We start from the raw sequence: 12,461 nt of genomic DNA on the forward strand, positions 1-12,461 counted from the left end.
CGGCTGCGCTCGGCGCCGCGGTCGACGAGGCCCGCCTTCACGGTCGTACGCAGGCCGGTCAGGCCGATGTTCCGCTCGATCGACATGTCCATCACGAGGCCCCCGAGCGCCGACTGGACCTCGACCGGCAGCCCCGCCGCGTCGCCGGTCACCTCGCACTCGATGCCCGCGGCCCCCAACACGCCCTGCGCACCGGCGAGTTCGAGTCGGAGATCGGCCTCGCGGTAGCCCCGTACGACATCGCGCACCTCCCGTTGGGACTCCCGGGCGATCCGCTGGACCTCGATCATCTGCTCCACCGCCTCGGCCCGCCCCCGCCGGGCCAGCTGCACGGCGAGTTCGCTCTTCAGCGCGATCACCGACAGGTTGCGGCCCATCACGTCGTGCAGGTCGCGCCCGAACCGCAGCCGTTCCTCGGCGACGGCGAGGCGGGCCCGGGTCTCGCGGGCCTCGTCGAGTTCGTAGACGGCGTCGAGGAGCCAGACGGAGAACGCGGCGGTGAAGGCGAGCGCGCCGGCGGTGAAGAGGACGGCCAGCCCGGTACCGAGCGCGGCCGGCGCGGCCACCCCCAGCGGTAGCTGCGCGACCATCGCCCCGACCACCGCACCCGCTACCACCGCGAACACCTGCCGCCGGCCACGCACCCCCAGCGTCAAGGTCCCGGCGCCGAAGCCCAGCACCCCCACGAAGAGCGTGCTCGCCGCGGCCCGCACATGATCGTCACCGGGACCCCGTTCCCGCAGGACGAGCGCGGCGACGGCGACCAGCACGGTCACCGCCCCGAGGAACCACAGCAGCCGTACAGGCTGCGCCCGCCGACCGCGCGTCCAGTCGAGCGCCCGGGACGCGGTCGCGGAACAGATCAGCGCGTGCACGGTCACGACCACCGCCATCCAGCTCGCGGTACCGACCCCCACCTGCGCGAACACCGGCAGCCCGATCGCGGCGACCTCGACCACGGCGAAGAAGTGAAAGGACCACCGGGTATACGCCTCGACCTTCCCGGGCGTGCTCTTCCGCCCCCACCAGCCGCCCGAGCCCTCGTCCGAACCTCCAGGTGTCCGCATGTCCAGGTGCTCCCCGTACCTCAACGCCGCGGTTCCCACCGGAACCACCGCCGTACAGCAAACACCGCGAGGACGGTCCAGGCCAGCGCGGTCAGGACGGCGCCCAGCGCGTCGTAGCCGGACAGGTCGCCGTTCCAGCCGCCGCTGATCAGCCGGATCGCGGGGGAGAGCGGGAGAAACTGGCAGACGGCCGCGACCCGGTCGGGGAGGAATTGCAGCGGGATGATGATCCCGGAGCCGAGCATGGACGCGAACAGCACCGGCAGCGCGGTCACCTGCGCGCTCTCCGCCGTCCTGGTCACGGTCGCCGTGAGGGCGGCCAGCGCGGCGGACAGGAAGAGGCCGAACAGCAGTCCCAGGACGACGAGTTGGGGCATCGCGGGTGCCCCGGCGTCGAGCAGCAGCACACACGCCACCGCCAGCAGCACGGACTGCACGAACCCGACGCACACCGCCGGCAGAGCGGTCCCCGTGAGGATCTCGGCGTCGCCCAGCTCCCCGGTGCGCAACCGCTTGAGGACCAGTTCCTCCCGCCGCGAGACGAAGGCGCTCACCAGCGACGAGTACACGGCGAAGAGCAGCGAGAACCCGATCGCGGCGGTGAGCATCACCGCACCGACCGTCAGCCCCTCGCCCTTGAGATTCATCTGGTCCACGGCCGGCCGCACGCTGAACGGCAGCACCAACGGCACGAACAGCGCCGTGACGACCGCACTCCGATTCCGCCCCAGCAACGCCAACTCGGCCCGCCCCAAAGCCCGCAACCGCCCGACCGGCGTAGTCATCACGGCACTCATACCGCCACCTCCTGCTGCTCCCGCGCGATCCCCAGAAACGCCTCCTCCAGCGAGGCCGACCGCACCTCGAGCCGCCGCAATTCGACCCGCGCCCGCTCGGCCCACACCAACAACCCGGTCGCCGCCCGCTGCAACTCATGCGTCTGAAGCCGTACGACCCTCCCGGCCACCTCGTGCCGGACGACCCCCAGCTCACCGAGCGGCGGCAGGTCCCCCACGAAATACCCGGCGGGCAGTTCGAACGAGATCCGCGACGGCCGCCCCGCCGTCACCTCGGCCGGCGTCCCGGTGACCGCGATCCGCCCCTCGCTCAGGATCGCGAGCCGGTCGGCGAGCCCCTCCGCCTCCTCCAGGTAGTGCGTGGTCAGCAGCACGGTCGTCCCGCCGTCCCGCAGCGCCCGCACCAACTCCCAGGTGTCCCGCCGCCCTTCGGCGTCAAGACCGGTCGTCGGCTCGTCCAGGAACAGCACCTCCGGCTCCCCGAGCAGCGCGAGCGCGAGATCGAGCCGCCGCCGTTCACCCCCGGACAACTGCTTCACCCGTACGTCGGCCCGCCGCGCGAGCCCGACCAGCGCGAGCGCCTCCGCCTCGGGCCGCGCCCCGCTCGTGCAGCCCGCCCACATCCGCGCGGTCTCGGCGACGGTCAGCTCGGACGGAAACCCGCCCTCCTGCAACATCACCCCGGTCCGCGGCCGTACGGCGGCCCGCTCGCTGTAGGGATCGTGGCCGAGGACGCGCACCCGCCCGCCGGACGCGGGCGCGAGCCCCTCGAGAAGTTCGACCGTGGATGTCTTGCCGGCGCCATTGGTGCCCAGGAGTGCGAAGACCTCCCCGCGCCGCACGGAGAACGTGATCCCCCGCACGGCCTCGAACCCGCCCCCGTACACACGGCGTAGGTCAGTGACCTCAATCACGTGTTCGTGTTCGTTGGTGTCCATGACTTCAGCGTCGCGGTGATCGGCGGCCGGCAGCAGTGCGCGGTGTCATCACTCGGCATGACAAATGTCAGACGGCGGCGATCTCTTGGCGCGCATGGCGCGCACCGGGCACACAAAAAACCCCGGCCCACCCGGACCGGGGTTTTTGCTGGAGCGGACGACCAGGTTCGAACTGGCGACCTCAACCTTGGCAAGGTTGCGCTCTACCAACTGAGCTACGTCCGCATTGCCTCCGACCAGCTCTCACTGATCGGCGCGAGCACCAGCCTACCCGATCCACCGGAGTGGTCCGAACGGTGATGCTAGAGCGGGTGACAGGAATTGCACACTGCGCCTTCCTCCTGGAAGGAGGATGTTCTGCTACTGAACTACACCCGCGTGTACTCCGTGAGCTGGGCCTTTCGGCCTCGCCCCTCGGCGTGCTCCGAACTCTAGCTGACCAGGAGGGGTGCAGCGCAAGTCGGTTGCCCCGAGGGGCCGGTGACCGGCAGTCGGCTCATGTCCTAACGCGTGTCCTACTGCGCTGCGGCGAACGCCTCGTAGACCTTCTTGGGGATGCGTCCGCGCGCCGGCACGTCCATCTTGTTCGCCTGGGCCCAGGCCCGGACGGCCGCCGGGTCGGGGGCGACCTCGGTCTGGCGGTAGGCCTTGCCGGACCTCGACCGCTTGCGACCTGCGTCCACGTAGGGCGCGAGCGCCTTACGCAGTTTCTTGGCATTGGCTTGATTCAGGTCGATCTCGTACGACTTGCCGTCGAGCCCGAAGGCGATCGTTTCCGCCGCTTCCGAGCCGTCGATGTCGTCAAAGAGAGTGACCACGACCTTCTGCGCCACGAATATCGGTCCCTTCGTGCGACACCTGAAACCGCACTATCCGCAGGGGCGCACGGAGACGCCACGGAGGTGCGGAGATGTCGACTGTCCGCCTGTTATTGGGCAAAGTATCGGCTATTGCCAATTCATTTGTACAGTGCCCGGCAATGCAATGTGAAGCCCGACTAAATCTTCCCGCGTGTCTCCGCGCAATAGGGAACCGGGATCGATCCGGGATCTTTCCCTGAACTTTTCGTGAAGACCCCCGCCCGACACCGGATCGTGATGGTCGTCACGTAGATTCCTACAACTCTACCCGCGTAGAAATTTTGTGCGGGTAGTCTGAAGACACCTGTCGAAGACCCGCAGGAACACGCTCAGCACCACAACACCGGGAGTGCCAGTGGCACGCGTCGTAGTCGACGTCATGCTCAAGCCGGAGATCCTCGACCCCCAGGGCCAGGCGGTCCAGCGTGCGCTGCCGCGCCTGGGTTTCGAAGGCATCTCCGACGTACGTCAGGGAAAGCGATTCGAACTGGAAGTTGACGGACCGGTCGACGAGGCCGCGCTCGCCCGCATCCACGATCTTGCGGAATCCTTCCTCGCCAACACGGTGATCGAGGACTTCACCGTCAAGGTGGAAGAAGTGGCGGAGGCCGCCAAGTGACCGCTCGTATTGGCGTCGTCACTTTCCCCGGCAGCCTCGACGACCGCGACACCCAGCGCGCGATCCGTCTCGCCGGCGCCGAACCGGTAGCCCTCTGGCACAAGGACAAGAACCTCCACCAGGTCGACGCGGTCGTCCTCCCGGGCGGATTTTCCTACGGCGACTATCTGCGCGCGGGTGCCATCTCCCGTTTCTCGCCGGTGATGGAGACGGTCATCGAGCAGGCGAAGTCGGGACTCCCCGTCCTCGGTATCTGCAACGGCTTCCAGATCCTCACCGAGGCGCACCTCCTCCCCGGCGCGATGCTCGGCAACAACCACCTGCACTTCATCTGCCGTGACCAGAAACTGCGGGTGGAGAACGCGGACACCTCCTGGACCAGCGACTACGTGTCCGGCCAGGAGATCCACATCCCGCTGAAGAACATGGACGGCCGCTACGTCGCCGACGAGCACACGCTCGACGAGCTGGAGGCGGAGGGCCGCGTCGTCTTCCGCTACCTCGACGTCAACCCGAACGGCTCGCTGCGCGACATCGCCGGCATCACGAACGCCGCCGGGAACGTCGTGGGCCTCATGCCGCACCCGGAGCACGCCGTCGAGCCGCTCGTCGGGTCCGGCCGCACCGACGGCCTTCCCTTCTTCACCTCGATCCTCAAGAAGCTGGTCAACGCATGAGCCGGACGCCTCTGGACACGGTCGAGCACGCGGCCGAGACCCCCGACGTCGAGCTGCCCTGGGCCGAACTCGGCCTGAAGAAGGACGAGTACGAGAAGGTCGTGGAGATCCTCGGCCGCCGGCCCACCGGCGCCGAGCTCGCCATGTACTCGGTCATGTGGTCCGAGCACTGCTCGTACAAGTCCTCGAAGGTCCACCTCCGCCAGTTCGGCGAGAAGGCCCCGCAGTCCGATGCGCTGCTCGTGGGCATCGGCGAGAACGCGGGCGTCGTGGACGTCGGCCAGGGCTACGCGGTCACCTTCAAGGTCGAGTCGCACAACCACCCGTCCTACGTCGAGCCCTACCAGGGCGCGGCCACGGGCGTCGGCGGCATCGTGCGCGACATCATCGCGATGGGCGCCCGCCCGGTAGCCGTGGTGGACCCCCTGCGCTTCGGCGCGGCGGACCACCCGGACACCAAGCGCGTCCTCCCGGGCGTCGTCGCGGGCATCGGCGGCTACGGCAACTGCCTGGGCCTGCCCAACATCGGCGGCGAGGTCGTCTTCGACGCCTGCTACCAGGGCAACCCGCTGGTCAACGCCGGCGCCATCGGCGTCATGCGGCACGAGGACATCCACCTCGCGAAGGCCTCCGGCGCGGGCAACAAGGTCATCCTCTACGGCGCCCGCACGGGCGGCGACGGCATCGGCGGCGCGTCGATCCTGGCGAGCGAGACCTTCGACGACGCCAAGCCGTCGAAGCGCCCCGCCGTCCAGGTGGGCGACCCCTTCCAGGAGAAGCTCCTCATCGAGTGCACCCTGGAGGCCTTCGCCGAGAAGCTGGTCGTAGGCATCCAGGACCTGGGCGCGGCCGGACTGTCGTGCGCCACAAGCGAGTTGGCGTCCAACGGCTCGGGTGGCATGACGGTCACCCTGGACGACGTCCCCCTCCGCGACTCGACCCTCTCTCCCGAGGAAATCCTCATGAGTGAGTCGCAGGAGCGGATGTGCGCGGTCGTCGAACCGTCGAAGGTCGACCGCTTCCTGGAGATCTGCGAGAAGTGGGACGTCATCGCCACGGTCATCGGTGAGGTGACCGACGGCGACCGCCTGGAGATCTTCTGGCACGGCGGCAAGATCGTGGACGTGGACCCGCGCACGGTCGCGCACGACGGCCCGGTCTACGAGCGCCCGTACGCCCGCCCGTCCTGGCAGGACGCGCTCCAGGCGGACGACGCCAACAAGCTTGCCCGGCCCGGCACTTCGGAGGAACTGAAGTCCCAGGTCCTGGCCCTGGTGTCGTCCCCGAACCAGGCGTCCAAGAAGTGGATCACCTCGCAGTACGACCACTTCGTGCAGGGCAACACGGTGCTGGCGCAGCCCGAGGACTCGGGCATGATCCGCATCGACGAGGAGAGCGGCCTCGGGGTCGCCATCGCGACGGACGGCAACGGCCGGTACGCGAAGCTGGACCCGTACGCGGGCGCGCAGTTGGCGCTCTCGGAGGCCTACCGCAACGTGGCGACGACGGGCGCGAAGCCCCTCGCGGTCTCGGACTGCCTGAACTTCGGTTCGCCCGAGGACCCGGCGGTGATGTGGCAGTTCGCGGAGGCGATCCGTGGACTGGCGGACGCCTGCCAGCAGTTGGGCACGCCGGTGACGGGCGGCAACGTCTCCCTCTACAACCAGACGGGCGACGTCGCGATCCACCCGACCCCGGTCGTCGCGGTGTTGGGCGTCATCGACGACGTGGCGCGCCGCACGCCGGTCGCCTTCCAGGAAGAGGGCCAGCTCCTCTACCTCCTCGGCGACACGCGTGAGGAGTTCGGGGGTTCGGCCTGGTCGCAGGTCGTCCACGACCACCTCGGCGGCCTGCCCCCGAAGGTCGACCTGGAGCGGGAGCGGCTGCTGGCCGAGATCCTGATCTCCGCGTCGCGCGACGGCATGATCGACTCGGCGCACGACCTGTCCGACGGCGGTCTGATCCAAGCGGTAGTGGAATCGGCCCTGTTGGGCGAGAAGGGCGCGCGCCTGATCGTCCCGGACGGTCTGGACGCGTTCACGTTCCTGTTCTCGGAGTCGGCGGGCCGCGCGGTCGTCGCGATCCCGCGCTCGGAGGAACTCCGCTTCAACGACATGTGCGGGGCAAGGGGCCTCCCGGTCACGCGCATCGGCGTAGTGGACGGCAACTCGGTAGAAATCCAGGGCGAGTTCGCACTGTCCCTGGAGGAGCTGCGCGAGGCGCACGAGGGCACGATCCCGGCGCTGCTGGCGTAAGTCGTCGTAGGCCGCCGCAGTCCGTCGTAGAAACGCATGCATGCATGTGAAGGCCCTGTCCGGGATCCGGGCAGGGCCTTCGCTCGTGCTAACTTCGACGGTTCGTGTGCGTGGAACGGGGGAGCGGGAACGTGGAAGTACCGGTGGGTATACGTGAGTTCGGCGGCGGCGGCCGGAGGTGCGCGTGAGTTTCGACAGTGAACACACGCCTGAATCCTCATCCTCCTCATCCTCCGAGCGGGCCCGGGTGCCCTTTCCGCGCTCCCGCTGGCTGACTCCGGACCGAGGGGGCCGTCGGCGCAACGCCTTCAACCAACTCGTGGCTGTGGCAGCGGTGTTCGGGGTCGGTGCGGGTGGCTGGGGGCTGTGGCTGGAGACGAAGGACTACTTCGACCGGTCCGCCAGCCGGGACCGGATCGCGAAGGCCTGCGCCGGGCTCGTCGACCCCGACCAGGTGCTGGACCTCAACGGCGGTACGACGAGGGCGAAGGCGGGCAGCGAAGACAACGACTCGATGGGCGATCTCGATTCGGGCTCGATGCCCGCGCGGTGTGAGATCTACCGGGTCGGGAAGCCGGGCACCACATACAACCACTTCCTGCTCTCGGTCTGGTCGAACCCGAGTGACGACTTCGCGCAGTTGGTGAGCGGGTGGGACGACCCGTTCGGGATGCTGGGCAGGAAGCCGAACGCCGACGTCACACGGGAGGCCGGGCAGACGGGGGCGTACCCGATCGGTGACGGGCGGCTCGGTGTCTACTACGGCAACGCCGCCGTCGTGAAGGCCAAGTGCACAGACAGGTCCGGCGGGACGACCTCCATCAACACGATGACCGTGGCCAAGTACTTCGAGGACGATCCGGTCACGGACGCCGACCGCAGAACGCTTGCCGGGCTGGCCCGCACCGCGGCCGCACGGGCGGCGAAGAAGCTGGGCTGCAAGGCCGCGCTGCCCGCACTTCCGGCCGAACTGCCCACGCCCAGCGCGAAGTTGGTGAACGCGAAGTCGGCCGGCGGAACGTGTGGCTGGTACGCCGGATACATCGCGGCGACGGGCCGCTGGCGGCTCCCCGACCGCGCCCTGGGCACCCCCGCCGCCGCCCACGCGCAGGAGGAGAGCTGCCTGCTCGGAGTGAGCAGCAAGGAGGTGCGCGGGATGTGGCCCGACCTCACCAAGGACGAACGCGGCGGCAACAGCCTCGACGACGTGATCCGGCTCGCGCCCTTCTGGCTGCGGACCGAGTCCTACTTCGGCGACGAGGCACGCGAGGTCGCGACGGACCACTTCGGCAGGGAACACACGGCGTTGAGCCCCGGCACCGCGGGCCACGACGGCGAGGAAGACGTGTGGTGGGCCTCCTCCACCTGCGCCGGACAGCCGGCCGTCCACACGCTGAGCATCGACTATCCGTACGACAAGATCGTCCAGAAGCGGCTCCAGGCCCTCTTCAAGGCCTACGTCACGGACGTCGCCGCCCGCCGCGACTGCACCGGCCTGAAGTTCCCAACTGCGGCCACGTTCCAGCTGTCCAAGGCCTAGTACCTGTCCGGGGCGGCGGCATGACAAAGGCGTTCGTGGAACGGTCACGCCGACCGCTCCACGAACGCTTCTTGGTTACGCGGTCTGCTCGTCGTTACGCGTTCTGCTCGTTCCGGGCGAAGAAGCCGATCAGGTCCTGTCCGATGGCGTCGTTCGTAGCAACCGCCGCGCTGGCTGCCGCGGCGCTACGGGGGAACAGCGCTTCCTCGTACGAGGTGAGCGCGGCCTCGATGTCGTCGGGACGGTCGGCGATGGCCCTGCCGAGTTCGGCGGCGTCCTGCATGGCCAGGTTGGCGCCTTCGCCGTCCGGCGGAGAGAGGTGCGCGGCGTCGCCGAGGAGGGTCGCTCCCGGTACCCGGTCCCAACGGTGCTCGATCGGCAGCGAGTTGAGGGGACGCACGACCGGTGCGGTGTCGCTGTCGGTGATCAGGGCGGTGATCTCGGGGGCCCAGCCGTCGAACTCGGCGGCGATCCGCGCGGTGGCCGCGGCGGCGTCCGTGAAGTCGATGCCGTCGAACCACTCCAGCGGCCTGGCCAGCGTCACATAGGCGTGCAGCGTCCCGCCGCTCTCCCTGTGCGCCCCGATCCACTTCCCGCTCGCCCCCGAGCCCGGCGGGAGCACGAACAGCGAGCCGCCGCCGACCGTCCTCGCGGCGACCGGGTGCCGGGTCTCACTGTCGTACAGATAGGTCTCGACGAACGACCGGCCGAAATACTCGGGAACGGCGTCCGACAGCAACGGCCGTACGCGCGACCAGGCGCCGTCGGCGCCGACGAGCAGGTCCGTGACGACGCTGCCGCCATCGGCGAAGCCGACTTCGTGCCGACCCTCACCGAGGGCACGGACACCGCTGACCTTGTACCCCCACCGCACGGTGCCGGCCGGCAACGAGTCGAGCAGAAGCTGCCGCAACTCGCCGCGCTGCACCTCGGGTCGGCCACCCGTACCGTCGTCGGGCTCCTCCATCAGGACGGTTCCGTCCCGGTCGAGGACGCGGGTGGCCTGGCGGCCCTCCAGGATGATGGCGCGGAACTCGTCCATCAAGTCGGCTTCTTTCAGGGCGAGTTGGCCGTTGTAGTCGTGGATGTCGAGCATGCCGCCCTGTAGGCGGGCCATGGGTGAGGCCTCGGCCTCGTAGACCGTGGCGGGTATGCCGTGGACGTGCAGGACGCGGGCGAGGGTCAGTCCGCCGAGTCCGGCGCCGATGATCGTGACGTGAGTGGTCATGAGGACTCCTTGTGTGTCGTGGGCCTGCCGGACGGTCACCCGGCGGGATTCCGACCAAGGTTTCAACGCCGTGCCGACAGACCGCCGACGCGATACCGACAGCCCCGACAGACATCCGACAGGGCGGCTTGCGGGGGGTTCGGCACCGCGTTCGTGGCTTACGTGCGTACATAGGCGCGGTCATCACCCGCGACCGAACTCCCCTTCAGGACACCGGACTTGGGCAACCGCCAAGCCAATACCGCGGCCACCCCCATCAACCCGGCCCCGCCCCAGAACACCACCTGGGTCGCGTCCACGAAGGCCTGGACGCCGGCCACGCGCGCCGCCCCCGTCAGACGAGCCAGGCCCGTGATGTCCCCGCCAGGCCCGTGCCCGGCGTAGAAACGGGCCAGCACCGTGCCGAACGCGGCCGTGCCCAGCGCGTTGCCCAGGGTCTGGAAGAAGCGGATCGACGTCGTGGCCACCCCCAGCTGGTGGCGTGGCGCGGAGTTCTGGACCAGCACGATCAGCTGGCCGACGAGCTGGCCGAACCCCGCCCCCGCCAGGAACAGTTCCGCCCGGATCAGCCACAGGGACGTGTCCGGGCCGGTCGTCGTGGCGAGCAGCGCGAACGCGAGTGCCGTCGTCGCCGTACCGCTCAGCGTGAACGTCCGTGCCGACCAGCCCCGTGCCCCCAGCGGGCCGGTGAGCAGACCCGACACCGCCAGCCCCACCGCCAACGGCACCAGGAAGAGCCCCGCCGACGAACTGGCGATGCCGCGTGCGACTTGCAGATAGATCAGGACGTAGTAGATCGCGCACATCATCGCGCCGCCGAGAATCGCCTGGACGGCGAAGCCCAGCCGCAGTTCGCGCACCTTGAACAGGGACAGTGGCAACACCGGCTCGGGCGCCCGGAGTTGGCGCCAGAGGAACAGAGCGAGCGTCACCGCCGTAGCGAACCCCAGGCCCACGATCTCCGGCGAAGCCCACCCGTACTTCTTGCCGCCCCAGTCCGTCATCAGCAGCAGTGAGCTGGAGAACGCGGCCGCCAGTCCCGCGCCCAAGTAGTCCAGCGGGCGCCGGACATGATGCTCGGGCAGCTTCAAGGCGAAGGTGACCGTCCCCAACACCACCACGCCCACCGGCAGGTTGACGTAGAAGATCCACCGCCAGTTCGCGTGGTCGGCGAGCAGACCGCCGATCCACGGGCCGATCGCCATCGCCCCGCCCGCGATCAGCCCACCCGCGTTCGTGCCCTTGCCGGAGTCCTCCTCGCCCGGCCCCTTCAGGTGGGCGATCACCACCATCGTGATGCTCATCAACCCACCGCCGCCCAGGCCCTGAAGAGCTCGCGCCGCGATGAGCTGGTCCATCGACTGCGCGGCACCGCACAGCCCCGAACCCAGCAGGAATGTCGCGATCGCCGCCGTGAAGACCCGCTTGGGACCGTGGACGTCGCACAACTTGCCGTACAGCGGGAGCATCGCCGCCGAGGCGAGCGCGTACGCGCTGACCAGCCACGGGATCTTGTCGATGCCGTGGGCGGGGTCGAGGTCCCGGACGATCGGGACGGTGGCCGCGGACACGATCTGCATGTCGAGAAGGGCCAGCACGATCGTGACGAGGCAGACGACGAAGCCGATTTTTCGCTGGGTCTCGGTCATGGCATCCACCATGGAGGAAGTTCATGTACCGAGTCAATATTTCATCCGGGATTAAATTTTGCCTTGGTACACTCAGTGTGTGACCGAAGTGATGGGGCTGCGCGAGCGCAAGAAGCTGGAGACGGGCCGGCGGATCATCCGGACCGCGATCGCCCTCTTCGTCGAGCGCGGCTTCGACAACGTGTCCGTGCAGGAGATCGCGGACGCGGCCGACGTCTCCAAGATGACCGTCTTCAACTACTTCGGTACGAAAGAGGACTTGGTCTTCCGGCCGATGGAGGACCACTTCGGCGACGCGGCCCGCGCGGTGCGCGAGCGCAAGCCCGACGAGTCCCCGGTGGACGCCGTACGACGGCAGTTCCTGGAGCTGGTCGCGACGCGCGACCCATCGGTCGGCCTGGCCAACGAGGCGTTCGTCCGCCAGCTGCGCGACATCGTCCTGGGGACCCCGGTCCTGCGGGACCGGGTCTTCCTGGCCGCCCAGAAGGGCACCCGTGACCTGGCCGCGCACCTCGCCGAGGAGACCGGCGACCTGATGCTCGCCACCATCGCCGCGGCCATGATCAGCGCCGCGCGCAACGCCCTCATCGAGGAGCACTGGCGCCGTGCCGACGCGGGCGACCAGGTCGACACGATCGTCGCCGACGCCCCCGAACGCGCCGCCCGAGCCTTCGCCCTGGTCGAACAAGGCCTAGGGGACTACGGCCGCAAGGCTCAGTGACCCCCACGAGCCCGCAGCCGCCAACGAAACGGGAGCGGGTCGTGGCGGTACGGCGCAGCCCGCCGCGTACCCGGCACCAACCCCGCCCCACCGTGACAACACCCCAAGGG

11 protein-coding genes and 2 tRNA genes are annotated in these 12,461 nt (G+C 69.1%); 5 read left to right on the forward strand and 8 right to left on the reverse strand.

Translation table 11 applies throughout. The annotated features are described in order from the left end of the window. From ACNFOC_RS40750 to ACNFOC_RS40775, 6 genes are all read right to left on the reverse strand, one after another. A partial coding sequence (locus ACNFOC_RS40750; protein WP_416964063.1) for a sensor histidine kinase occupies positions 1 to 1,067 on the reverse strand: 1,067 nt, incomplete at its 3' end. A gap of 20 nt (positions 1,068 to 1,087) precedes the next feature. Then, positions 1,088 to 1,864, reverse strand: a complete 777-nt coding sequence (locus tag ACNFOC_RS40755; protein WP_416964064.1) for an ABC transporter permease — start codon at positions 1,862 to 1,864, stop codon at positions 1,088 to 1,090. Beyond that, a complete protein-coding gene (locus tag ACNFOC_RS40760; RefSeq protein ID WP_416964065.1) occupies positions 1,861 to 2,802 on the reverse strand; it encodes an ABC transporter ATP-binding protein in 942 nt (313 codons plus the stop codon). Before ACNFOC_RS40760 ends, ACNFOC_RS40755 begins: the two co-directional genes overlap by 4 nt. Positions 2,803 to 2,951: 149 nt before the next feature. Beyond that, positions 2,952 to 3,027: transfer RNA gene (locus ACNFOC_RS40765), tRNA-Gly, on the reverse strand. An 81-nt stretch (positions 3,028 to 3,108) separates the two neighbouring features. Continuing rightward, positions 3,109 to 3,180: transfer RNA gene (locus tag ACNFOC_RS40770), tRNA-Gly, on the reverse strand. A gap of 137 nt (positions 3,181 to 3,317) precedes the next feature. Then, the gene (locus tag ACNFOC_RS40775) at positions 3,318 to 3,635 is read right to left on the reverse strand and encodes a histone-like nucleoid-structuring protein Lsr2 (protein WP_019073805.1); all 318 of its coding nucleotides are present in this window, start codon (positions 3,633 to 3,635) and stop codon (positions 3,318 to 3,320) included. Between the two features lie 382 nt (positions 3,636 to 4,017). Here ACNFOC_RS40775 and purS point away from each other — a divergent pair, with 382 nt between their 5' ends. The 4 genes from purS to ACNFOC_RS40795 all read left to right on the forward strand — a co-directional run bounded on the left by purS (position 4,018) and on the right by ACNFOC_RS40795 (position 8,753). Further along, positions 4,018 to 4,281 (forward strand): phosphoribosylformylglycinamidine synthase subunit PurS, encoded by a 264-nt coding sequence (gene purS / locus ACNFOC_RS40780; RefSeq protein WP_015659417.1) that lies wholly within the window; start codon positions 4,018 to 4,020, stop codon positions 4,279 to 4,281. Continuing rightward, entirely contained in the window at positions 4,278 to 4,958 is a 681-nt protein-coding gene (purQ, locus tag ACNFOC_RS40785) for a phosphoribosylformylglycinamidine synthase subunit PurQ (protein ID WP_416964066.1), read from the forward strand. The genes purS and purQ overlap by 4 nt, the downstream gene beginning before the upstream one ends. After that, complete coding sequence (gene purL / locus ACNFOC_RS40790) at positions 4,955 to 7,213, forward strand: phosphoribosylformylglycinamidine synthase subunit PurL (RefSeq protein WP_416964067.1); 2,259 nt, start codon at positions 4,955 to 4,957, stop codon at positions 7,211 to 7,213. Before purQ ends, purL begins: the two co-directional genes overlap by 4 nt. Before the next feature lie 319 nt (positions 7,214 to 7,532). Further along, a complete protein-coding gene (locus ACNFOC_RS40795; protein WP_416964068.1) occupies positions 7,533 to 8,753 on the forward strand; it encodes a hypothetical protein in 1,221 nt (406 codons plus the stop codon). 94 nt (positions 8,754 to 8,847) lie between these two features. Here the strand turns inward: ACNFOC_RS40795 and ACNFOC_RS40800 are convergent, their stop codons facing one another. Together ACNFOC_RS40800 and ACNFOC_RS40805 are read right to left on the reverse strand one after the other, a co-directional pair. Beyond that, the gene (locus tag ACNFOC_RS40800) at positions 8,848 to 9,981 is read right to left on the reverse strand and encodes an FAD-dependent oxidoreductase (protein ID WP_416964069.1); all 1,134 of its coding nucleotides are present in this window, start codon (positions 9,979 to 9,981) and stop codon (positions 8,848 to 8,850) included. A 158-nt stretch (positions 9,982 to 10,139) separates the two neighbouring features. After that, the gene (locus tag ACNFOC_RS40805) at positions 10,140 to 11,630 is read right to left on the reverse strand and encodes an MFS transporter (RefSeq protein ID WP_416964070.1); all 1,491 of its coding nucleotides are present in this window, start codon (positions 11,628 to 11,630) and stop codon (positions 10,140 to 10,142) included. 79 nt (positions 11,631 to 11,709) lie between these two features. On the opposite strand from ACNFOC_RS40805, the gene ACNFOC_RS40810 reads away from it, so the two are divergent. Next, entirely contained in the window at positions 11,710 to 12,351 is a 642-nt protein-coding gene (locus ACNFOC_RS40810) for a TetR/AcrR family transcriptional regulator (RefSeq protein WP_416964071.1), read from the forward strand. The last annotated feature ends 110 nt before the right edge of the window (positions 12,352 to 12,461 follow it).

Source organism: Streptomyces colwelliae (assembly GCF_048158785.1).
Classification (GTDB): domain Bacteria; phylum Actinomycetota; class Actinomycetes; order Streptomycetales; family Streptomycetaceae; genus Streptomyces.

What these genes read in the sequence shown, in the direction of transcription:
- ACNFOC_RS40800 (WP_416964069.1), bottom strand. Translation starts at nt 9,981, where the DNA reads ATGACCACTCACGTCACGATCATCGGCGCCGGACTCGGCGGACTGACC.
- purL (WP_416964067.1), top strand. Translation starts at nt 4,955, where the DNA reads ATGAGCCGGACGCCTCTGGACACGGTCGAGCACGCGGCCGAGACCCCC.
- ACNFOC_RS40755 (WP_416964064.1), bottom strand. Translation starts at nt 1,864, where the DNA reads ATGAGTGCCGTGATGACTACGCCGGTCGGGCGGTTGCGGGCTTTGGGG.
- ACNFOC_RS40805 (WP_416964070.1), bottom strand. Translation starts at nt 11,630, where the DNA reads ATGACCGAGACCCAGCGAAAAATCGGCTTCGTCGTCTGCCTCGTCACG.
- ACNFOC_RS40760 (WP_416964065.1), bottom strand. Translation starts at nt 2,802, where the DNA reads ATGGACACCAACGAACACGAACACGTGATTGAGGTCACTGACCTACGC.